This is a genomic window from Halomonas sp. McD50-4, from assembly GCF_022348135.1.
Lineage (GTDB): Bacteria > Pseudomonadota > Gammaproteobacteria > Pseudomonadales > Halomonadaceae > Vreelandella > Vreelandella piezotolerans.
This window is the reverse complement of sequence record NZ_JAKRFG010000007.1, coordinates 142,371-163,899: the sequence shown is the minus strand read 5'-3', so window position 1 is coordinate 163,899 and position 21,529 is coordinate 142,371. Positions and strand designations below refer to the sequence as shown.

Annotated in this window: 17 protein-coding genes and 1 tRNA gene; 5 read left to right on the top strand and 13 right to left on the bottom strand. The window is 56.8% G+C overall.

The window, feature by feature from the left end:
* Positions 1-30 precede the first annotated feature (30 nt).
* Entirely contained in the window at positions 31-2,106 is a 2,076-nt protein-coding gene (locus MHM85_RS10795) for a prolyl oligopeptidase family serine peptidase (RefSeq protein ID WP_239285903.1), read from the top strand.
* On the opposite strand, the gene MHM85_RS10790 is transcribed toward MHM85_RS10795, so the two are convergent.
* The 4 genes from MHM85_RS10790 to MHM85_RS10775 are packed head-to-tail and all read right to left on the bottom strand — an operon-like array spanning position 2,078 to position 8,724.
* A complete protein-coding gene (locus tag MHM85_RS10790) occupies positions 2,078-2,692 on the bottom strand; it encodes a biliverdin-producing heme oxygenase (RefSeq protein WP_139525625.1) in 615 nt (204 codons plus the stop codon). The two genes, MHM85_RS10795 and MHM85_RS10790, sit on opposite strands and share 29 nt — an antisense overlap.
* On the bottom strand, positions 2,682-4,172 hold the full coding sequence (locus tag MHM85_RS10785) for a GAF domain-containing protein (protein WP_239285901.1): 1,491 nt from the start codon (positions 4,170-4,172) through the stop codon (positions 2,682-2,684). Before MHM85_RS10785 ends, MHM85_RS10790 begins: the two co-directional genes overlap by 11 nt.
* A complete protein-coding gene (locus tag MHM85_RS10780; protein ID WP_239285899.1) occupies positions 4,169-5,686 on the bottom strand; it encodes an EAL domain-containing protein in 1,518 nt (505 codons plus the stop codon). Before MHM85_RS10780 ends, MHM85_RS10785 begins: the two co-directional genes overlap by 4 nt.
* Complete coding sequence (locus tag MHM85_RS10775) at positions 5,596-8,724, bottom strand: chemotaxis protein CheB (protein ID WP_239285897.1); 3,129 nt, start codon at positions 8,722-8,724, stop codon at positions 5,596-5,598. Before MHM85_RS10775 ends, MHM85_RS10780 begins: the two co-directional genes overlap by 91 nt.
* A 243-nt stretch (positions 8,725-8,967) precedes the next feature.
* Here MHM85_RS10775 and MHM85_RS10770 point away from each other — a divergent pair, with 243 nt between their 5' ends.
* Entirely contained in the window at positions 8,968-12,942 is a 3,975-nt protein-coding gene (locus tag MHM85_RS10770) for an EAL domain-containing protein (RefSeq protein ID WP_239285895.1), read from the top strand.
* 173 nt (positions 12,943-13,115) lie between these two features.
* Positions 13,116-13,286, top strand: coding sequence for a hypothetical protein (locus MHM85_RS10765; RefSeq protein WP_168444442.1), 171 nt, complete (start codon positions 13,116-13,118; stop codon positions 13,284-13,286).
* Between the two features lie 60 nt (positions 13,287-13,346).
* Here MHM85_RS10765 and MHM85_RS10760 read toward each other — a convergent pair whose 3' ends face one another.
* From MHM85_RS10760 to grxD, 8 genes are all read right to left on the bottom strand, one after another.
* The gene (locus tag MHM85_RS10760; RefSeq protein ID WP_239285893.1) at positions 13,347-13,805 is read right to left on the bottom strand and encodes a YcgN family cysteine cluster protein; all 459 of its coding nucleotides are present in this window, start codon (positions 13,803-13,805) and stop codon (positions 13,347-13,349) included.
* 31 nt (positions 13,806-13,836) lie between these two features.
* Positions 13,837-14,415: an ACP phosphodiesterase gene (locus MHM85_RS10755; protein ID WP_239285891.1), complete on the bottom strand. Its 579-nt coding sequence runs from the start codon at positions 14,413-14,415 to the stop codon at positions 13,837-13,839.
* A 25-nt stretch (positions 14,416-14,440) separates the two neighbouring features.
* The gene (locus MHM85_RS10750; RefSeq protein WP_153842435.1) at positions 14,441-14,734 is read right to left on the bottom strand and encodes a YcgL domain-containing protein; all 294 of its coding nucleotides are present in this window, start codon (positions 14,732-14,734) and stop codon (positions 14,441-14,443) included.
* Positions 14,731-15,864 carry a ribonuclease D gene (rnd, locus tag MHM85_RS10745; protein WP_239285889.1) on the bottom strand — a complete coding sequence of 378 codons (1,134 nt, stop codon included), beginning with the start codon at positions 15,862-15,864 and terminating at the stop codon, positions 14,731-14,733. The genes MHM85_RS10750 and rnd overlap by 4 nt, the downstream gene beginning before the upstream one ends.
* A 47-nt stretch (positions 15,865-15,911) precedes the next feature.
* Positions 15,912-16,523: a recombination mediator RecR gene (gene recR, locus MHM85_RS10740; protein ID WP_139525617.1), complete on the bottom strand. Its 612-nt coding sequence runs from the start codon at positions 16,521-16,523 to the stop codon at positions 15,912-15,914.
* Between the two features lie 3 nt (positions 16,524-16,526).
* Positions 16,527-16,853: a YbaB/EbfC family nucleoid-associated protein gene (locus MHM85_RS10735; RefSeq protein ID WP_139525616.1), complete on the bottom strand. Its 327-nt coding sequence runs from the start codon at positions 16,851-16,853 to the stop codon at positions 16,527-16,529.
* A gap of 48 nt (positions 16,854-16,901) precedes the next feature.
* Positions 16,902-18,827: a DNA polymerase III subunit gamma/tau gene (gene dnaX, locus MHM85_RS10730; protein ID WP_239377726.1), complete on the bottom strand. Its 1,926-nt coding sequence runs from the start codon at positions 18,825-18,827 to the stop codon at positions 16,902-16,904.
* A gap of 160 nt (positions 18,828-18,987) precedes the next feature.
* The gene (gene grxD, locus MHM85_RS10725; RefSeq protein WP_139525614.1) at positions 18,988-19,338 is read right to left on the bottom strand and encodes a Grx4 family monothiol glutaredoxin; all 351 of its coding nucleotides are present in this window, start codon (positions 19,336-19,338) and stop codon (positions 18,988-18,990) included.
* Between the two features lie 218 nt (positions 19,339-19,556).
* Here grxD and argF point away from each other — a divergent pair, with 218 nt between their 5' ends.
* A complete protein-coding gene (argF, locus tag MHM85_RS10720) occupies positions 19,557-20,477 on the top strand; it encodes an ornithine carbamoyltransferase (protein WP_139525613.1) in 921 nt (306 codons plus the stop codon).
* 135 nt (positions 20,478-20,612) lie between these two features.
* Here the strand turns inward: argF and MHM85_RS10715 are convergent.
* Positions 20,613-20,688, bottom strand: a tRNA-Ala gene (locus MHM85_RS10715).
* Positions 20,689-20,862: 174 nt separating this feature from the next.
* Between MHM85_RS10715 and uvrY the strand changes: the two genes are divergently transcribed.
* Entirely contained in the window at positions 20,863-21,513 is a 651-nt protein-coding gene (gene uvrY / locus MHM85_RS10710; RefSeq protein ID WP_139525612.1) for a UvrY/SirA/GacA family response regulator transcription factor, read from the top strand.
* Positions 21,514-21,529 lie beyond the last annotated feature (16 nt).

The following is a 21,529-nucleotide window of genomic DNA, read 5'->3' as shown; positions in this document are numbered from 1 at the left end:
TTGATTTCCCGTTATGGTACCTGTCAATTTATGAAAGCACAGCCTGGTATGCACGAAGGCTCGCCCGTCGCGCACTATTATCGCGCCGATGATCCTGAATGGCACTGGTTAGAAGACCGCGAGAGCACCGACGTCAGCGATTTCATCACTGCGGCCAACCAGCAGCATGCCGACTGGTTTGCCCCCCTCTCACCCCTAGCGGATACGCTCTACCGTTCGCACCTTGCACGCAGGGAGTTAGCGGTCAAGAGTCTAGAGACAGCGCTTGACCACTTTACGTTCTGGAGCGAGACCGGCGCGGAAGATGATTACCCTTGCTGGTGGCGTTACCCCAACGGCCAGCCAGAGCAAAAAACCTGTTTTCTCGATGTCCGCGAGCGCGCTGCTCATCAGCCGTTCTTTGATATGGGGGACATGGCCCTCTCTCCCGACGAGCAGTGGCTGGCCTGGACGGAAGATACTCAGGGTGACGAGCGTTTTACGCTGTGGTTGAAAAGGCTGCCTAACGGAGCGCCCCGTCAGCTACTTAGCGATATCGGCCCTAGCGTTTGCTGGGCGGAAGACCAAAGCGCCGAGGGTGCCACGCTTCTATTCACCCGCTTCGACGACACCCAACGACCAGACAGCTTATGGCGTCTGTGGGTCGCTTTTGCCAAGGACGGGGGTCAGCCATCTCCTGAATTGATCTTCCGCGAAGCCGATCCGGAATTCTGGGTCGGCGTGGGCAAAACACGCTCGAAAGCCTGGTTAATGATCGAAACTGGGTCGAAGGAGACCACGGAAGTGCTTGCTCTTCCAGCCCACCGGCCAGCCGTCCCGCCGGTATGTCTTCATGCTCGCCAACCGGGTGTAGAGGTAAGTATCGATCATCGCCCTGGCACGTTCTATCGCTTGAACAACCAAACGGGACCACACTTCCAGTTAGACATCCGCACCGATTCGTTGAGCAACCCACAGGCGCCTTGGCAAACGCTGATTCCTCACCGCGACGATGCAACGCTCGAAGGTATGGATGCATTCTCATGGGGGCTAATTCTGGCCGAGCGCAGCCATCAAGATGCACAGGTAAGGTTGCGCCGTGTGGAACTGGATGCGCAACATCATTTCCTATTCGATGGCTATTTGGCGCTGCCGGAAACGCTTTGCTCACAGCTTCTGGAAGACTCGCCCCACTTCGATACGCGCACGCTGCATCTTCGAGAAGAGTCGTTCACCCGCCCGCCAAGCTGGTACGCCCTGGATCTCGATAGCGGTCAACGCAAACTGTTGAAGCGCGTCGCCGTTCACGGCCACCTGACACCTGAGCAATTGACCAGTCGCCGAATATGGGCGACCAGCCACGATGGGGAGCAGGTGCCCATCTCGGTGGTCATGCGGACCGACTTGACCGACCAACCGCTGCCCACTCTGCTGTACGGTTATGGTGCCTACGGGGACGCACTGGACCCCTGGTTTTCGATTGCCCGACTGGAGCTTCTGGAACGCGGCGTCGCGTTTGCCGTGGCTCATGTGCGGGGTGGTGGTGAGCGCGGCGAACCGTGGTACTTGAAGGGCAAGATGGCCCACAAAGAAAACAGCTTTCACGACTTTTTAGCCGCCCGTGAGGCCCTCGTCACCGCCCATGTCAGTCAACCTGAGCGGGTGATCGCCTATGGGGCCAGCGCCGGTGGGCTACTGGTAGGCACCTGCCTTAACCGCGCGCCCGAGGCGTTCTGTGCCGCCGTATTGGATGTGCCTTTTCTGGATGTGCTGCGCACCATGCAAAACCCAGCGCTGCCGCTCACCACGGCCGAGTACACGGAATGGGGGAATCCTGAAGACCCAAATGTCGCCAAGCGTATCGCGGGCTACTCGCCTATCGACAACATCCAACCGCAGCGTTACCCAGCGCTGTGGGTCGAAGGAAGCTGGTTCGATACTCGGGTGAGCTACTGGGAGCCTGCCAAGTTCTACGCCCGCGTCACACAGGCGCAGCAGGGAGACGCGCCCATTCTGCTGCATACCGACATGAGCAGTGGGCACGGTGGCGCCTCGGGCAGGTTCAAAGCCTGGCGGGATGCCGCACGCCAAGACGCATTCATTCTATGGGCGCTAGGGCTGGCGTAATGGCGTCGTCGGCGGGAAGCGCCGCAGTGAGCGCTTGGTTGAACTCACCAAAGGCTTGGCGAGCGCCCATAACGACGTCGGGCCATGTGGACTCAGGACACACGGCTTCGGCATAGTGCCAAAAAGCAGCCCATGCGTGGGGAGTCAGCGGCACATCGGTAAAAAAACGGCATGGCACCTGCTCCCCCAGTAAGCGCCGAACATGCCGACCAATCAGCTGTCCGCCCAGTCGAGACCCCTCTAGCACGTACATCATTCCCACCTTTTCGTATGCGTTGGCGGGGGCGGTGAACGGCCAAGCCGACTGCTGCGGTTGATTCAGGCCTACGAGGTCCTGGCGAAGCAGTGGCTCCCGCAGGGTCAATGGATAGCGCGCTTCGTCATCTACTGGCGACTGATCTAACGTAAACTCCAGCCCGGCAATGGCAGGATAAAGCGCCGCAAGCCCACGTCCAAAGCGGGTCCTATCAAGGTGAGGACTCAGCAGTGTCACCAATGCCGGATGATGGTCGATGCAGCGATGGTCGGCTTTCGTCGCGAGCCTTAGTGTCTGCGCCAGTAGCCCCCCTGCATCTTTATGCTTCATTTTGCCGCCACGGTATTGTCTTGGCTTGCTGGAGCAGCGCACGTAGTTTTAAAAGATGAAGACGGGTACTTTTGGTCCAGGGTCGGCTGTGCCCCAGTCGCTGTTCGACCCAAGCTTCGAAGGACCGCCTTGGTGACACCATGCTGCCTCCTTCGCGGTAATCCACCGGCTTATCGGGATTACCTCCCCAGGTGACGTTGTAAATGTGCTCCACGCGGCATAAGTAAAGATTGACGGTATGATGCGAGTCGAAGGGAAGATCGCTGATCAATGCCACACCCGCCACTTCACTAAGCGGCATCCCCGGGCAGTCACGCTGCAGACACTCGCTGACCCAAACATTGCTGGACTCCTTCGCAGCCTGGGTTGCGACCATCGCCATCACATGAGGCGTCAACCCTACGCCTTGCTGGTAGTACTCCTCCCCCATCTGCAGTATGACGCCATCTACACTGAAGGTGTCCATCAACCACTCGCTCAACTCGTCCCAGGCGCTTTCAAGCTCGCCGTGACGCATCAGCACCGACTTAGCGTGATCGAAGTAGCGCTGCAGACCATCGATGACTTGCTGACGCCGACGCGCTTTGAAATCGCGCAGACGTAAGTTAAACCCCTCACTCAACGTACGTATGGACTCAAGCTGGCTGAGCGTAAGCTGTTTGGGCATAGCAGCATGGCAAGAGATAAGCGCATCCAACTCTCCCCCCTGGATGATCGGTAGCGAGACGGCACCCTCAATGCCCATATTGGCCATGTACTCCAAGTGCACTGGCGAGGCACTGCGCAGGTCGACGTAGCTCAAGTCAGGCGTTGCATCGGCCTGGGTCGCATAGATCGGTACAGGGGCGGCCGTGGCATCGGGAATCGTACGCCACGGGTTCTTCAAATAGAGTTGGCGAGCGATATAGGGTATGTCGCTGGCGGGAAAACGCAGCCCACGATAGCTGCCCGTCACGCCCTCGCGGCGCGCCTCGGCGATCACCTCACCATCACCCTCTGGCATGAAACGGTAATAGAGCACCCGGTCGAAACCACTCACCGCCAGCAGGCTATCCATTAGCGCCTGACACTGGCTTGCCAGCTCATCAGCACTCTCCGGCACAGCCGTAGGAGGGCTGACGGCAACCATCGGTGCGGCATGGGCATCGACAGGATACAATTCATAGATCCAACCGCGCCCATGATGCTGAGTCACCACGACATCGAACTCTTGCCGGGGCGTTTCGCATTGACCCGCATGCCGCTCTCCAGGACCTAGGTTGGGGAGCGTTTTGACGATACCGTCAAGAAAGGCGGGCAACGGCTTTCCCAGGGCTACTTGGGGCTCCACATCCCTCAATAGAGTCTCTGCATTGGCCGAAACGTGTGAGACCGTGCCATCGACATCGGTAATCAGCAGCACACCATGGGGCTGAATGGCGCCAGAAAGGTGTAGCGCCTCCTGCTCACAGTGGTGGATAAAGCCACGGGATTGGGTCATGACACTACATCCTGAGAGGGGGCATCGTGGGGGTGACCACTGCCGGTAATCAAGGCCGTGAATTCGGCCAGCGGTAACGGTTTCGAGAGTAGGTAACCTTGAACAAAGTCACAGTCGTTTTCAATCAACCACGCTAATTGAGAGGAGGTTTCGACCCCCTCCCCCACGGTGCGAATGCCCAAGGCCTTTGCCATACCCAAAATCGCCAGCGCAATGGCGCGATCACCCTCGTCTTTTTCCCCTAAACCATCCACGAAGCTTTTGTCTATTTTCAACTCGGCCAAGGGCAGCCGCTTCAAGTACGCTAGCGATGAGTAACCAGTGCCGAAGTCGTCCACGGCCAGTTTAATGCCCGCTTCACGCAGTTTTTCGATATTGCCCAACGCCGAACTCGACCGATCCACTAGGGTACTTTCCGTGATTTCCACCTGAATCAGCGAGCAAGGCACCCGGTACTGTTTCAAGCAGCCGAACAGATGCGTAATGAAGCGCTCCTCTTGAAAACTACGCGCGGATACGTTCATGGCCACTGGCGGCGGCGTCAGTCCATTGTCACGCCACTTGGCCAATTGGCGAATCAATTGCAATGCTACGTAGCGGTCCAGCTCCAGAATCAGGCCGGTCGCTTCGGCCACCGGTATGAAATCGACAGGACTTACCTGTCCCAGCGTGGGATCGACCCACCGCAGCAGCGCCTCGGCTCCGGATAACGCGCCTTGGTCGACACAGACGAATTTCGGCTGGTACACCAGCTGTAAACGGTCGTGTTCCATTCCGTCGCGCAGGGCATGCTCGATGGCGACATCACGCATCAGGCGTGCTTGAAGCTCGGGTTTAAACAATTCGAACCGATCACGACCATTTTCTTTGGCTCGATACATTGCCGTATCAGCGGCTTTGGTGAGCCCAGCCACGTCGTCACCATCATCGGGGCAGAACGCCAAGCCAACGCTAGAGGTCACGAACAGCGCATGACGGCGCACGTCGAAAGGCTTGGAGAGTGCCTCGACAATCCGCTTAGCGACCTGCTCGGCCCCTTCGATGGAGGTATCCACGAGGATGACCGTAAACTCGTCACCGCCTAGGCGGGCAACGGTATCCATGTCCCGCACCAGCTCTTTCAGACGATGCGCGACTTGAATGAGCAGCTCATCCCCAACGTCATGCCCCAGGGTATCGTTGATACTCTTAAAGTTGTCCAAATCCAAAAACATTAGTGCGCTGGCCTGCTCACTACGCTTGGCGTGAGCAATCGCTACTTTGAGACGGTCCTGAAACAGCGTTCGATTCGGCAAGCCGGTCAGCGCATCGTGGGTGGCCAAATACTCTGCTTGGCGCTGCGACTCCTTGATATGGCTGATGTCCGAAAAGACCGCTACACATAGCGCTTCGTCTTGGCTATCGGGCTCGATCATATTGAGCGTTAGCCACTGCGAAAATAGCGTGCCGTCTCGGCGTTTGTTGAACACTTCACCCTGCCAATATCCGTGCTGTTTGACGATGTCCCACAGCACATAGCAAGTGCCCCGTCGTTGCCTACCCTCCTGGCTGTCATCGTCGCGGTACAGCAAGGGTAGCGCGGGCTGTCCCTCGACAGCGTCAGCCGCGTACCCGTAATGCGACTAAACGCATTATTGACCGACCTAACATTGCCTTGGGCATCGATGACGACAATCGCCTCGCCAGCTTGCTCGAAGACCTTCGAGGCCACCAGCATTTCTCGTTCGGCGTGTTTACGCGCGGTAATATCTTCAGACTCAGTCAAAATCAAGTAGGGATGGCCTTGCTCGTCACGTAGCACTTGATGCACGCAGGACAAGACACGCGCAGTGCCGTGATCGCTGGGGAGCGTATGCTCAGCCTCAACGATTTTTTGAAAGCGCACCGCATCCATGTCCCGCGCCCATACCGAGCCTGCGTATGCGTCTGGGAAAAGCTCGAAGACACTTCGCCCAATCAATTGCTCTTTCGTGAGACCAAACGTTTTGAGAAACTGCGGATTGGCAAACGTGTAGCGTCCGTTGAGATCTTTCAACGCGACCATGATCGTGCTGTTTTCCATCAGCGCTTGCATTTGCGCTTGAGATTGTCTGAGCTTCGCTTGCACTTGGCTCAGGTCGGTCACGTCCATCAACGTAACGACCAGTAGCTCCACCGTCCCTTGCTGATTGATGCCGGGGGTGATCAGCCGCTGTAGTAGTCGCCCTTCGAGTTCGATAACGCTCTCCACCGGTGCAGCCTGCCGGGCAACGTCTGCCATGGCGTTCTCTAGATCATCGAACACCTGCGGTAAGCGAAGCCCCGACACATGGCGCATCAGCGCGGTTGGACGAACATTGAACGAGCGTGCAGCAGGCGCATTGTAGCGTTTGAGAAAAAGTGCACCATCGAATACTAGTAGCGGAAAATCGAGCGCATCGTACAGATAGGTATATTCTTCGTTGAGCTTCGTCAGCTCGCCGGTTTTCACGTTGAGCTCTTCATTCAAGCTGATCAGTTCTTCGTTCGTCGCTTGCAGCTCTTCGTTGGACGCTTCCAACTCTTCGTTCGTGGCCTGAAGCTCTTCATTAGACGCTTGGGCCTCTTCGTTGAGCGACTGCATCTCCTCATTGGCGGTCGCTAGCTCTTCAATGAGCGACTGTAAATGTTCGCGAGTGGCCTCTAGCTCATCCTCTAAACTATCGGCGCCATCGAGTAAAGGTGGCTCCATGAGCTGGTCGAGCGGCATTCGAGTTGGCTTTTCGATATCCGCCAGCGGTGCCAAAACGATCAAGATACGCCGCTCGTCTCCTTGGTCGGTAAGCCCACGAACGCTGAGCTGCCACCACTCATCGTCAAGCCGCCGACGTCGCCCTAGCTGTGGCGTTCGCTGTTTGTTGAACTGGTGTAACAAGGACATCAGTTCACCGCAAAAAGGGTCGATCATGACATCCTGAATGCCCACCTGCGTGCGTCCGGCAGGAAAGCGTAAGAAACGTTTTACCTCCCCGGCGGTATGCTGAACGTTACCCTGAGCATCGCATAAGGCCACGGTGATCCCCATGTGCGCAACTAGGGCATCCAATAGCTGCTGCAGGTCTCGATCTTGGCGCTTCACGGGAGACATGATGCTTCTGGACGTCGGCGCGTTATTCATGATCTCGTGACTTTCGCCCTGTTTGGCAAATAGTCGTTCGCGACGGTCGACTGGAGTAAACAGTGGCTCACAGTGTCCAATGCTCTCGGAACGCCCTAAAAACAGAGTGCCTTTTACCCTGAGACCAAAATGGAAGCGCTGCAGGACTTTAGACTGAAGCTCACTATCGAAGTAAATCAAGACGTTCCGGCAGGTAATCAGACTCAAGCGCAAAAAGGGTGGGTCGTCGACCAAATTGTGCTTTGCAAACACAATCATATCCCGCAAGGTTTTGTTCACTTCATAAAAGTGTTCGAGGCGTGTGAAATAGCGGGCCAATAGGTCGGGCGATAGCGCCTCTAATGCAGCGCTTAGGTAACGACCACGCCGGGCTATCTCTAGTGCATATTCGTCAATGTCCGTGGCAAAAATCTGCACCACCACGCTGCTATCGAGCATGCGCTTCGCTTCAGCGATCAACAGCGCAAGGGAGTATGCCTCCTCGCCGGTCGCACAGCCCGCTACCCAGATACGCAGCGGGCCCGCATCGGCCTCTTCTACCATGGAATGAATCACTCGTTTGAGCGCGTCAAACGCCGTGGTATCTCGAAAAAAAGCCGTTACGGAGATCAATATATCGCGTCCAAGCTGTTCAAGCTCAGAGGGGTCGCGCTCCAACAATGCAACGTACTGCTGAATGTCCGCGACGTGAGTGGCCACCATACGACGGCGGATCCGGCGACTCAACGTGCCCAGTTTGTAGCCGGAAAAATCCAGATGGCGACGCTCTTTTAACAACGAAAGCACCCGCGGAGGCACCGCTATTTGGTTTCCTTCGAGGCTCGCGCACTCTAGGCGCGCCAACTCAGACAGCCGAGCAGCCATCTCGTCGACGTCGAGAATATAGTCGATGACCCCGGCATCAATCGCCGATTGGGGCATCCCATCGTACTTGGCGCTACTTGGCGTTTGCACCATGGTGATGCCACCGGCGGCTAAGATCGCCCGCAACCCGGCAGTGCCGTCCGATCCCGTCCCAGATAGCACGATGCCGACGGCAGATTCATGTGCATCACTGGCTAATGATGAGAAAAAATCGTTGATTGAGGGCTTAGGCACGATATGGGGCAACGCGGGCGTCGTGTGAAACGCACCTTCTTTGATCGTCGCGTTGGTGTTGGCGGGCACGACATAGATGACCCCTGGCTCAGGGCGCTGTAGATGTTCGAGCCTCACCACCTGCAGCCGTGTTTCTCGGCTGAGGATTTCCACCAGCATACTCTTGTGATTAGGAGACACATGCTGCAGCACAACAAACGCCATAGGCAACGCAGGGTCGAGCGGTCGGATCAGGTTGGAAATGGCTTCGAGCCCGCCAGCCGAGGCTCCGACCCCTACCACAATGGGCGGTACAGGCGCAGAAGTTGCAGCGGTCATGAGGTGTCCTTGCAAATCGAGAGGTCTTTCCCCAGTCTACACAGCTCTATGGTAAAGCTATATGTCCCCAACCGATAAACTATAAACGCAGTCGCTATTTAGCGTTGATAGGCGCACCTTGTAGAGCCGACTTTCGACGGATGGCGCCTTGCCAGCCTAGGGGATCGCTGAGAGTATTGGCCTGTACTGTGCAATCGCTATATCGATATCGATTCCCACCCTGTTTTAGGTGGCCGCTGCCTAATGGATGTCAATAACCGTGAGTTAGCGTTACAGACGGGCCTACTCATGCTGTTAACCACCACGGTCATTATCGGTGGTGCCAGCTTGATATTTGGTACTGTGCCTCGCCTGCCCCAGCCGCAAGCACTGGCGATACTTCCCGATAGTTCGCTCGTCATCCTACTCTCGGGATTGGGCTTGAGCGCCGTCATGGCAAACGCCCCTCGCTGGCGACGTATCGCGGGCATTACCCTGTTGTTGTTGGCGCTTTATACGGCTATCCATAACACCTTTGCTGGCAGCTCGGGCGTCTCTTGGCTCACCGGGCAGCCCAGGCTACCCAGCCAAGCCGCGCCTATTTCTCTGCTCGCGGCGTTCTGTTTATGGGTCGGACCCAAAGGTGCCTGGCAACGTCGCATATGGCAGAGCGGGGGGATGGTGCTGTGGGGGATCGGTGCAATAACGCTCCTCCACAATTTAGGTGTCGCACTGCCTAACTGGCTGCCTCGCGCCAGTGCTCCGTTACCCGCTTTTTTGTGTTTCTCGTTTGGCTTGGCCATGATCATGGTGAGTCGGCACGTCCCACACTTGGCGGCCTCGTTGAGCAAAGCCGCTGTTGCTGCAGGCATCGTGGGTGTAGCGCTGAGCATGAGCGCTTGGTTTTTATTGAGTTGGAGTCAGCATGCCACCATCCGCACAGAAGCAGAGAACACGCTCGCCAGTGTCACCACCAGTGTCGAACGTACACTGAACTCTCGTGCCGTCATCCTTGAACGTCTCGCTGAACGCTGGCAAAACCTGCCCGAAGAGGAGACCTTTCGCCAACAGGAAGTGGCTCGCTACTGGCGTGATTATCCCAGCATCCGCGCCCTGGCCTACTTCCTCCCCTCAGCGCGAGACGTCTGGCGACATGCTCAGCAGGAAAACGAACTTTTATGGCTGGATGACCAGCTCGTCAGTCAGCCGGTATTACGCTGGCTGAATCAGCCACGAACCGTTCAGTGGCTCTTTCCTGATCCACAGCGCCCTGATATGGCTCTTTTGGCAGTGACCCCCTCGGTCGAGGAGCGGGCTCAGCTCGTGGCCGTCATCGATATAGCCTATCTCATTACTCAAGAGACCCAAATTGCGGATCAAGCTTTCTCGCTTTCGATCAGCCATGCAGGCGGTTCCATCCTCTCAGCCGACACCGCGACAGATGAGCAAGAAGCACGACCACAGGACGCCCCCCTTAGCGAACAGCGACTTGGGCTGCCAGGTGATGCGGCGCTAAACTTGAGCCTTTGGTCGCGCCCTTCACCTACGTTCGATGTCGCTCAATTCCTTGCTGCCAGTATCGGCATAGCGGGTTTGCTACTCACCTATCAACTGGTGCTTAGCTTCGCCTTGATCGCGGCAAGAGCTCAGCGGACACGGGAGCTTGCCAAAGCCAAAGAGGCACTGGAGGATCAGCACCGCATCCAAGCCATGATTGCTCGCGACGAGCCCTGCAGCGCCACCCTTCTGCAAATTTGCCGGCTCTTGGAACAACAAAGCCCACACTGCCACGCGGCCATATGGCGGCTAGACAACACAGCGACCTACCGAGTGGAAGTACTCTCCAGCAGTCTACCGTTTGCCCTCCAAGACTCGCTATCCTTCAGCGAGAGCCTCGTCACGCTGGCCAGAGAACTACATCAGCAAGGGCAATCGACGACGCGTCTTACCCCAGATACCAACATGTCGCTGACGTTTACCCAAATGGCGGCCGAGAATGGCTATGTTTGCGCCGACGTACATATCATAAGCGGCTCAGAGGCACTGCCTTTGGGCGTGGTGGTACTGCTGTCGCAGCAGATGCCCGCATCGGCAGCCAACCACACCGCCGATACCGAACCAACGCTGCTACCTAGCGCTCTGCGATTAATGCGTTTGGCTATCGAGCGTTATCACCACCAGCAAACCCTACAAGACAGCGAACAGCGCTTTCGCTCACTGTTTACTCAAAATCCAGACGGCGTGTTTTCGCTGGATATCGACGGCCACTTCCTCAGCGTGAACCAATCACTTCTGACGCTGATGGGCATGAGCGAAGCCGATATCATCGGTCAACACCTTGACAGTTTCGTGCCCACCGAGCAGCGCGAATCGATCGACGAAGTCTTTGGCCAGGCGCTCACCGGCGTGGCACAGCGTATAGAAATCGAGCTTCCTAGCCAAACGGGGCAACTGCACTTCGTCGATATCTCGTTTCTACCGACAGTGGTCATGGAAACGGTGGTAGGCGTGTACGGCGTGGTAAAAGAGATGACCGCCCTGCGTTTCAACGAGGCGCAATTGCGTATCTTTCAGCGCAGCCTGGAGGCGAGCAGTAATGGCGTGTTGATTTGTGAGGCTCGCGGCGACGACTTCCCAATCATTTACGTCAACCCCGCCTTCGTTGCGATCACCGGCTATGAACTCGACGATGCCCAGCAACAAAATTATGACTTTTTAAAGGGACCAGATACTGACCCCAAACAGGTACAAGAGATCCAAGACGCGCTCACCCGTCAGCAAGACATCAGCTTGACGATTCGTCACTATCGTAAAGATGGACGCGCATTCTGGAACAACGTGTTCATATCCCCCGTGCGTGCGCAAGATGGCAAAGCGACCCACTTTGTGGGCATTATCAACGATATTTCAGAACGAAAAGATCACGAAAACGAGCTGGCATTTCATGCCACGCACGATGCGCTTACTGGACTTGGCAACCGGGCGCTGTTCGAAGATCGTTTACGCCATGACGTCGACTTAGCCAAGCGACACCATCAGCAGCTCGCCGTGCTGTTCATCGATTTGGACGAATTCAAGCCGATCAATGACACCTTGGGCCATGCCATCGGCGATCAAGTATTGATCCACGTGGCACGTCGTTTGGAGGACGTGATTCGCCCTTCGGATACGCTTTGTCGCTTTGGCGGCGACGAATTCGTGCTTCTGCTGCCTGATTTGGACGCTCCCCATCAAGCACAAGAGGTGGCCGAACGCTTGCTCTTAGAACTCGCCCAGCCCTATCGCATCGACCGGCACGAACTCTATCTCTCGGCGAGTATCGGTATCGCGCTCGGCGATGAGGGCCTCGATAATCCGGCGGCTCTGCTTCAACAGGCAGACATGGCGATGTACAAAGCCAAACAGCAAGGGCGAAATACCCAGCAAATCTTTACACACGATATCAATCAGAAGTTGACACAGCGCGTCACGTTGAGAAACGACCTTCAAGAAGCCATCAGCCAAGAGCAATTCGAACTGCATTATCAACCACTGCTGGGTCGAGAGGGCGATGTACGCGGTTTCGAGGCGCTTCTTCGTTGGAATCATCCTATCAAAGGCCCCATTTCACCTGCGCTATTCATTCCCATCGCCGAGGAGACGGGACAAATCATCGGCTTGAGCCAGTGGGTCATGGAGCGTGCCGCCCAAGACTTCATGAAACTGCCACCAGATCTACCAAGCGACTGCCGCATGGCGATCAACCTATCTCCCATGCAATTTCATCGCCCTAGCTTTTTGAGCTCGCTACGCAACACCCTCGACGCCGCCGGTCTCCCGCCCACCGCACTGGAGCTGGAACTGACCGAAGGTATTTTAATGAACGACACCGACGCCGCCATCGATACGCTGCACGCGCTGCGAAACATGGGGATCAGTATTGCGATCGATGACTTTGGCACGGGGTTTTCGAGTCTTAGCTACCTACGCCACTTACCCATCGATAAAATCAAGATCGATCGCAGCTTCATTATCAATATTGGTGACAACGGCAAAGATGCCGCCGTCGTGCAGGGAATCATTGCACTCGCTCATCATTTAGAGCTCACCGTGGTTGCCGAGGGTGTCGAAACCCACCAACAGGAGCGACATTTACTGTCGCTGGAGTGCGACGTGCTACAGGGGTATTTGTTCGCCAAACCCATGCCATTCAATACCCTCATTGGTTGGCTAGCCAAGCATAGGACTCCCCAAGGGTGAGTCTTGACACCAGCAAACCAGCAGCGCCGAGGCGCTGCTTTTTTATGAGTACGTGTTGGCGTCGAGTTTATTTATGAAAACATTTTCCATAAAACTTCACAGGGCGCTTTTTTTACGTCATACTAGCCATAAGTTTCATATACCAACGTCTAACCAACATGACGAGGCACACCATGAATTATCAAGATAAGTTTCTGACCATCTGGGACGCACCGGTCACATCAGCGGCGCAAGAAAAAGCCAAGCAAAGCGTTCAGCAGCGTGCCAACAGGCCTCAATCTTCGGCGCTGAAAGAAGCGTTCCTAACGATTTGGGACAGCACGAAAAGCAAAACCGCCAGCTAACCCAGAGGGCAGCTAGCGGCCGAATTGCCAAGGAAGGCAAACACCACAACGAGCATCACATCATGTCATCGGGATCACGGCAATAATGTGCTCTTCGAGATATTTCTCTGGCACGTCATCCTGCGACACGGCAAACCCACGCACACTCACGCCTTTGCGGTGCACCCGCTCGGCATCGTTACTCAACAATGGGTGCCAACCCGCCAGCTTTCGCCCTTCCGCTACGCGCCGATAACCACAGGTGTGCGGCAACCAAGTAAACTCTTTGACCAGCTCAGGCGTTAGCTGCGTACAATCCGGCACGCTGTCAAAGCGGTTCTCATAATCACTGCACTGACAGCTATGGGTATCCAGCAGCCTACAAGCTACGTTCAGAATGGCGAGCTCTTTCGTCTCGTCATCGTGCAGCTTGAGCAAACAGCACTGGCCGCAACCATGACACAGCGCTTCCCACTCGGGCTGAGTGAGCTCTTCCAGGGGATAGCGTTCCCAGAAGCGCTCGCGTAGCGCGGTATTCATCTCTTATCACCTCAGCAAACCGTTACGTCTATTAGTGACTACTCTCAGCGCCATCGCTGGTTAGCTCGGCGCGGCACTCGCTCCACAGTCGACTGAAATCGCATTCCAGTGCAGCGTAATCTTCACGCAGCCAGGGAACGAGCTCGGCCAAGCGGTTAGTGCCTGACAGCCGCTGCCCAATGCCCGATACCGCACGGCAGGTAAAGTCGAAATCCGCATAGCGGCGGAGCCAGTCTTGCTCGACCAGGACCGGCATCATCGTCGACAGCCGCTGGGGTGCAGGCCAAGCACTCAGTAGACGATAGCAGCGCTCGACCAAGGCGTGCTGCTCTGTGCCTGCATGCTGGCGGGCAATGAAGTGATCCCAGACGATATCCAGCGCAATGCCCGCGTAGCGTCGCTGCGTCTTCGGGGCACGCCGTTTGGCCAACAAAACACTCGGGTGCTGATCTACCCAGGCATCCACCCGGCGATGATGGCGAATACCGCCTGCAACACTCGGCGACCACCCAGAGAGATCGCTGCCTTTTACGCCATCGGCAATCAAATTGCCGTACAAAAAGCCATCGTCGCCTGGCTGTGCCAGCCAGGCGTGGGCCAGAAAGTTCATAATGCCCTACGCTGCCTTCGTTCGTTCACGAGCGGTCAGCTGACTGTGCTCGATGAATGTCGAGTAAGTAAGGCTCTTTGGCAGGCGGCATTTGCAAATAAAACCCCTGTTCATCGATGGCCGTCATTACGTCGGCTGCTTTGACTCGGGCAAGCGTCTTGTCCGCCGTCAGGATCATGGTCAGCACGGGCAATGGCTTACCAAACGTAGCCATCAGCGCGTCAGGCACACTCTCCAGACCTTGACGCTTGTCCACATAAAGATACATTTCGTCTTTGCGCGAACTTTTAAAGATCTCGCAAAGTAACTTTTCACTCATAAAGATGACTCCTCGAGCGCTTGGTGAATCGCCTGGGTAAGGCAGCGGGCCCGCCAGCCGCTAAGCTCCGTCAGCGGCTGGTGCGCGAGCCGCTGCATGACCAGCGCCTCGATATCCCGTCGGCGCAGTAACATTTCAGGCGCGATGTTCAGCTCAGACGCCGTTTCCGTCACCACGCCTTTGATGATTTTGAATCGGCGTTTGAAAGCAGGTTGCATCGGGTCAGGCCAGGGTGTTGGCAACGCGTTATCGGGACAGTGAAGCGCCTGTTTGACGAGCGCCAACAGGGCATCGCCCTCTTTTTTGACCAGCGACGGTTTGACGCCGTCTATCTCGGCGAGCTCATAGCGGTTTTTAGGCATCTTCTCGGCGATGGCAAACAGCAGCTTATCGCTCACCAGCCAGTTACGCGGCAGATCGCGGCGACGCGTTTCACCCTCACGCCAGATGGTCATCAGCCGGTACGCCTCGAGTTGGCGTGGTGAAAGCCGCCACAACTGACGCTGGCGAGTATACCACTGACCATCGTTCTCCTCGCTGCGCCCTGCCTGCTCAATCAAATGGGTGCACTCGCTGTCTAGCCACTCCCGTCGTCCTAGACCGTCCAGTTTCTCAGATTGAAGTTGCCATACCTGGAGTAGATAGATGACGTCCAGCGCCGCATATTCGCACTGAGACGGCGTCAACGGCCGCTCCAACCAGTTGGAGCGCGTTTCTTCTTTTGGCAGCGTCTCACCTACCCAGTGCTCGACCAGCTTTTGATAGCCCATGCCGGGGTTTTCCCCCAAAAAGGCCTGCGCGACTTGGGTATCCACCAGCGGTGTAGGGAGAACGCCCGCCCAATGCTGGAAGACCTCCAGATCTTCGCTGCAAGCATGCAGCAGTTTCACCGCATCGTTTTGCAGCAGCGCTTTGAACGAGGTCGTGCAGGGTGTACAGAGCGGATCGACCAAATAAGCGACGTCATCACTTGCAAACTGAATCAACGCTGGGACGGGGAAGAAGGTGTTCTCACGGAAAAACTCGGTATCGAGGGCAATGACACTAGCACCGGCTACCGCTTCACAGGCGGCATCCAATGCCTCGGCATTTTCAATCCATTGATAGTAAGAAGAGCTTGAAGAGGACAAAGCAGTTTTCCGGGTTGGCACAACCGCATCAGCGCTTGCGTTTCTTGTCAGTATTCGTCGCTAGCGAAAGGCTGGCGACCGTTAAAGGCGCGACTCAGTGTGCCACCATCGACATACTCCAGCTCACCGCCCATGGGCACCCCGTAAGCAAGACGCGAGAAAGCGACGCCGTAATGTGCTAACTGAGACGCAATGAAGTGGGCGGTCGCTTCACCTTCTACCGTGGGATTGGTAGCCAACACCACTTCACGAACGCTGCCCTCGGCCACGATACTCTCGAGCACATCGAGCCCAATAGCATCTGGCCCAATACCGTCGAGCGGCGAGAGATGGCCATGTAGCACGAAATAGCGCCCTTGAAAGCCACCGGCCTCTTCGATCGCTAGCTGATCAGCAGGGGACTCGACGACACAAAGTAGCGCATCGTCTCTGCGCGGACTCTCACACAGCGCACATATCTCGGCTTCAGTCAGCGTTCGACAGCGCTGGCAATAACCGACCTCATCGATCGCTTGCTGGATCACGGCGGCCAAACGCTTACCCCCCGGGCGCTCACGCTCCAAGAGATGCATGGCCATACGTTGAGCCGTTTTCGGCCCAACGCCGGGCAGCACGCGAAAGGCGTCCATCAATTGCTCGACAAGCGGAGAAAAACGCATGGTTTAGAAGGGCATCTTAAAGCCAGGCGGTAAATTCAGGCCGGCCGTTGCTTCTTCCATCTTCGCTTTAGAGTTGGCTTCTACTTTGCGAACGGCATCGTTCACTGCGGCGGCCAGTAAATCTTCCAGAAGCTCCTTGTCTTCTTCCAGCACGCTAGGGTCAATCGTCACATCGATGACATCGTGACGGCCGTTCATGGTGATTTTGACCATCCCAGCGCCTGCCTCACCATGTACCTCCGCCTGAGCGACTTCTTCCTGTACACGCTGCATTTTTTCCTGCATTTCTTGGGCTTGCTTCATGATGTTGCCCATTCCGCCTTTGAACATGCGGTGTTCTCCTCAATTATTGAAACGGATAAAGATAGCCGGTAGCCATTAAGAGCGTGCCGCTGGCGTCGGTTTGACGGACGACTCAATGAGCGTAGCCCCAAACGCCTGCTGTAGCTTCTGGATATTGGGGTCGTGATGCAATAGATCAACTGCCTGTGCGTGGCGCTCCTGCAGCAGGCGTTCTTCTTGCTGGCGAGGCGTTTCCAGCGCCGTGTCTAGCTCGGCGACGCTGAACTGAAGCTTTCTTGTCAACCCCAACGCCTTGAGCGCACGCTCGATTCGTCCATTGTGCACATCGGCTTGCATGGCCGACTGACTGGGGTCGAGCCGCAGTATCACGGTCTGCCCATCATCGCTCTCCAACTGGCAATGTGCCGCCAAATTGCGCGTCAAGCCTCCCAAGCCCAACGCGTCAAAATGGGCTAACCACGTCTTATGGTCCCAACGACCAAGCTCGGTCACGGGTTCGGGTGTGACTTCAGACGTAGCAGCAACCAAAGAGGCGTCATGTGGCTCTGGCTCTGGCTCTGGCTCTGGCTCTGGCTCTGGCTCTGGCTCTGGCTCTGGCGCGAGCGTAGCCGTATGTTCCACTTCTTCAAGCGACCAGGGCGGGGGCTCCGACTCGTCTCGTTCGGCGCCAGTCGGCAAAGACAAGGCCGAGCCCGCATCATCCTCATGAGCCGCTGAGGCCTGCACCTCAGCAGGCGCTTGGGGCGAGTCCCCGGCGACTACGGATGCAGGCTCAGGCTTTTTTGTGCTAGATCCGTCGACAGAAGTAGCGGTCTCGGTTGATGCCTCGGCGGGTGCGCTCGTATCGGAGGCGGGCTCGCGGCGTAGCGGTAACGGCGTTACCGGCGGTTTCGGCACGCCCTGGGGGCGGAAGGCCAGCATACGCAACAAGGTCATTTCCAAGGCGCTGCGCAAATCCGGGGCATGCACCATGTCGCCACGTCCCTGAATACCAATCTGGTAGTAGAGCTGAATGTCTTCGGCGGTAAAACGGCTGGCCAACTGCTGGATCTGCGCACGATCACCGTGACTGTTATCCACAGCATCGGGCACCATCTGCGCCACGGCCAAGCGATGAAGAGTGGCCGTCAGCTCGTCTAGCACGGCGGCAAAATCCGGCCCCTGTTCGGCCAACTGCGCCACTTCCGCCAACAGCTTCTGCACGTCCACATCTGCCAAGGCATCGACGAGCGCGAGCACATGGCGATGATCCAGCGTACCCAGCATGGCCGCCACATCGGCGTGCCGAACGGCGCCTTGGCCGAACGCAATCGCTTGATCGGTCAGACTCATAGCGTCACGCATGGAGCCTTCGGCGGCTTTGCCCAGCAGCCACAGCGCGCTCTCGTCGTAATCGACGCCCTCTTGCCCCAGCACGTAGGTCAAATGCTCGACGACACGCTCAGGCGGCATGTGCTTGAGCGTAAACTGCAGACAACGTGATAAAACGGTGGCCGGGAGTTTCTGCGGGTCGGTCGTCGCCAGCAGAAACTTGACGTGGGGCGGGGGTTCTTCCAGCGTTTTCAGCAGCGCGTTGAAACTGCTGGTGGACAGCATGTGCACCTCATCGATGAGATACACTTTATAGCGCCCTTGTGTAGGCGCGTACTGGACATTATCGAGCAGCTCGCGGGTGTCTTCCACTTTGGTACGCGAGGCAGCATCGACTTCGATCAGGTCGACGAAGCGCCCCTCGTCGATGGCTTGGCAGCTATCACACTGACCACAGGGGGTCGAGGTAATGCCTTCGTCGCCGCGCCCATTCGCCGTGCAGTTGAGGCACTTTGCCAAGATGCGCGCCAGGGTGGTTTTGCCGACGCCTCGCGTGCCGGTAAAGAGGTAGGCATGATGCAAACGGCCCTGGTCAAGAGCATTGACCAGGGCGCGTTGAACATGGGCCTGGCCCACGAGCTCGTGGAATGTACGTGGCCGCCACTTGCGGGCCAGAACCTGATAGCTCATTGAGCAACACTTCCTTTGGCGGGCTGACAATCGGTGCGACGCGGCCCATCGTGAACCGCGTTTGCTAAGAGTAAGCGCTTAGTGATTGCGCACCATTCTAGCGGCTGCACCGCAGCCCGCCAACCGCCGGGCGGTCTTCAAACGGCTTGTGGCATCACGCTCAAGCGTTTTCACCACCTTCGGCGGCTGCAGCGCGCTGGGCGGCTTCTTTGACGAGTTTTTCCAGCTCGCCGTTTTGATGCATTTCGACCACGATATCGCAACCGCCAACCAGTTCGCCCTCTACCCACAGTTGCGGAAATGTCGGCCAGTTGGCAATTTTGGGAAGTTCTGCACGGATATCCGGATTGTCCAGAACGTTGACGAAGGCAAAGCGCTCACCGCAGCTCATCAGCGCCTGAACGGTCTGCGCGGAGAAACCACACTGGGGCAACTGAGGTGTGCCTTTCATGTAGATCAGAATCGGGTTTTCGCTGATTTGACGCTGAATGTTTTCGGCAGTCGTGCTCATGATGTGCTCCTAACGAGTGTTGTGTTCCGCGCCAGTCTACGCGATCCGCTCACTGGCTTTAACCCCATGACCGGCAGAGTAAGGTAGGCGCGGCTGCCGCCAATACCCGAGCAAACGACTCGGTCTTAACGCGTGGCCGCCATTCTACGCATGCTGCTCGCGTTGCGCATCCCCTGCCGCATCGCTAGGATGGTGTTTTTGTGTGGAGAGCAGTCATCATGGCGACACGCCATTTCCTTACTTTACTGGATTTATCCCCAGACGAGCTGGCGTATTTGATCCAGCGTGCCATCAAGATCAAAACGGATTTGAAAGCCAACGGTCCGGTTTATACACCGCTGCCCAACCGCACGCTGGCAATGATTTTCGAAAAATCCTCCACGCGTACTCGTGTCTCTTTCGAGACGGGTATGGCGCAGTTTGGTGGCCACGCGCTCTTCCTCTCTCCCCGCGATACCCAGCTGGGCCGCGGCGAGCCCATCGAAGATACCGCTCGCGTGCTCTCTGAAATGGTCGACGCCGTGATGATTCGCACCTTCTCCCACGAAGGATTGGAAACCTACGCCAGTGCCAGCAGCGTGCCGGTGATCAATGCGCTCAGCGACGACTATCACCCCTGCCAACTGCTGGCAGACGTCATGACCTGGACCGAGCTTCGCGGCAGCGTGAAAGGCCGTACCGCCGTATGGGTGGGCGATGGCAACAATATGTGTCACTCCTGGATCAATGCCGCTCGCCAGTTCGGCTTCCATTTGAGGGTATGTTGTCCGAGAGGATACGAGCCTCGCGCTGACATCATGGAAGCGGCTGGCAACTGCGTCACGCTACTCCACGACCCCAAAGAAGCGGCCAAAGACGCTGACTTGATCACCACCGACGTGTGGGCATCGATGGGCCAGGAAGCAGAGCAAGCAAAGCGCGAGGCAGATTTCGCCGACTTTCAAGTCACCGAAGCCATGCTCGATACCGCCAAGCCCGACGCCCTCTTCCTGCACTGTCTACCAGCTCACCGCGGCGAAGAGATTAGCCATACACTGCTGGACGACCCGCGCGCCGTGGTTTGGCAAGAGGCAGGCAACCGTCTGCACGCCCAGAAGGCACTGATCGAATTCCTGCTGCTCGGGCAAATCGAAGGCTAAGTTCTTCGTAACCCAAGCTCCTCGAAGCCTAAGCTCTGGTGCTTTCCACCCACACTCGGGTGGAAAGCAGAGGAGCAAAGCTCGAGAGCAGGCATACGAAAACGCCGCGTTATAAATAACGCGGCGTTTAGAATTTGGTGGAGCCTAGCGGGATCGAACCGCTGACCTCAACACTGCCAGTGTTGCGCTCTCCCAGCTGAGCTAAGGCCCCAATCACTGCAGCAACCTGCAGCGGAGCGAATACTAAGCGACAAGCAGTGCAAGGTCAAGGTTTAAAGTAAACAAGCATCAACTAATTCTCCTTTGCCAAGAGCTGTGGCACTCTATAGTTTCGCAGCACGCGTATCGCCCGAGCCAACGATGACTACCTGCAGGAGCCAGACCCTTGATCAACGTTTTAATTGCCGATGATCACCACCTGGTGAGAACCAGTATCGCCCACCTGCTCAACGAAGAGTGCGATATCAAGATCGTGGGTGAGGTTGACGATGGCGAAAGCGCCGTGACTCAGTGTCGCCAGTTAAAGCCTGATATCGTACTCATGGATATCCGCATGCCGGGAATCGGCGGGCTCGAAGCCACACGCCGTATCCACCGCACCTTGGCCGATGTCAAAGTGATTATTCTTACCGCGCATTTGGAGGATAGCGTGCTGCGACGGATGCTCGAGGCCGGCGCATCAGGCTTTCTTAGCAAAGGGGCAGACGCCGTTGAAATGACCGAAGCCATTCGGCAGGTCTTCCACGGACGCCGTTATGTCAGCCAAGAGATTGCCCAGCGGCTTGCCTTGGCGCACTTCACTGACGAGGATAACCCCTTTAGCCACCTCTCCCACCGTGAACTACAAATAGCGCTGATGATCGTCAACTGCCAGCGTGTACAAGACATTTCCGATCGCCTGCACCTGAGCCCAAAGACCGTCAACACGTACCGTTACCGCCTGTTTGACAAGCTGCAAGTCGCCACGGACGTCGAACTCACTCACCTTGCCTTACGCCACGGGCTCGTCGAGGGCTTTGACGCGATCCTGGGATAGACCTACCATCGCCTCT

What these genes read in the sequence shown, in the direction of transcription:
- MHM85_RS10795 (WP_239285903.1), top strand. Translation starts at nt 31, where the DNA reads ATGAAAGCACAGCCTGGTATGCACGAAGGCTCGCCCGTCGCGCACTAT.
- MHM85_RS10790 (WP_139525625.1), bottom strand. Translation starts at nt 2,692, where the DNA reads ATGAAGCATAAAGATGCAGGGGGGCTACTGGCGCAGACACTAAGGCTC.
- MHM85_RS10785 (WP_239285901.1), bottom strand. Translation starts at nt 4,172, where the DNA reads ATGACCCAATCCCGTGGCTTTATCCACCACTGTGAGCAGGAGGCGCTA.
- MHM85_RS10775 (WP_239285897.1), bottom strand. Translation starts at nt 8,724, where the DNA reads ATGACCGCTGCAACTTCTGCGCCTGTACCGCCCATTGTGGTAGGGGTC.
- MHM85_RS10770 (WP_239285895.1), top strand. Translation starts at nt 8,968, where the DNA reads ATGGATGTCAATAACCGTGAGTTAGCGTTACAGACGGGCCTACTCATG.
- MHM85_RS10765 (WP_168444442.1), top strand. Translation starts at nt 13,116, where the DNA reads ATGAATTATCAAGATAAGTTTCTGACCATCTGGGACGCACCGGTCACA.
- MHM85_RS10760 (WP_239285893.1), bottom strand. Translation starts at nt 13,805, where the DNA reads ATGAATACCGCGCTACGCGAGCGCTTCTGGGAACGCTATCCCCTGGAA.
- MHM85_RS10755 (WP_239285891.1), bottom strand. Translation starts at nt 14,415, where the DNA reads ATGAACTTTCTGGCCCACGCCTGGCTGGCACAGCCAGGCGACGATGGC.
- MHM85_RS10750 (WP_153842435.1), bottom strand. Translation starts at nt 14,734, where the DNA reads ATGAGTGAAAAGTTACTTTGCGAGATCTTTAAAAGTTCGCGCAAAGAC.
- recR (WP_139525617.1), bottom strand. Translation starts at nt 16,523, where the DNA reads ATGCGTTTTTCTCCGCTTGTCGAGCAATTGATGGACGCCTTTCGCGTG.
- MHM85_RS10735 (WP_139525616.1), bottom strand. Translation starts at nt 16,853, where the DNA reads ATGTTCAAAGGCGGAATGGGCAACATCATGAAGCAAGCCCAAGAAATG.
- dnaX (WP_239377726.1), bottom strand. Translation starts at nt 18,827, where the DNA reads ATGAGCTATCAGGTTCTGGCCCGCAAGTGGCGGCCACGTACATTCCAC.
- grxD (WP_139525614.1), bottom strand. Translation starts at nt 19,338, where the DNA reads ATGAGCACGACTGCCGAAAACATTCAGCGTCAAATCAGCGAAAACCCG.
- argF (WP_139525613.1), top strand. Translation starts at nt 19,557, where the DNA reads ATGGCGACACGCCATTTCCTTACTTTACTGGATTTATCCCCAGACGAG.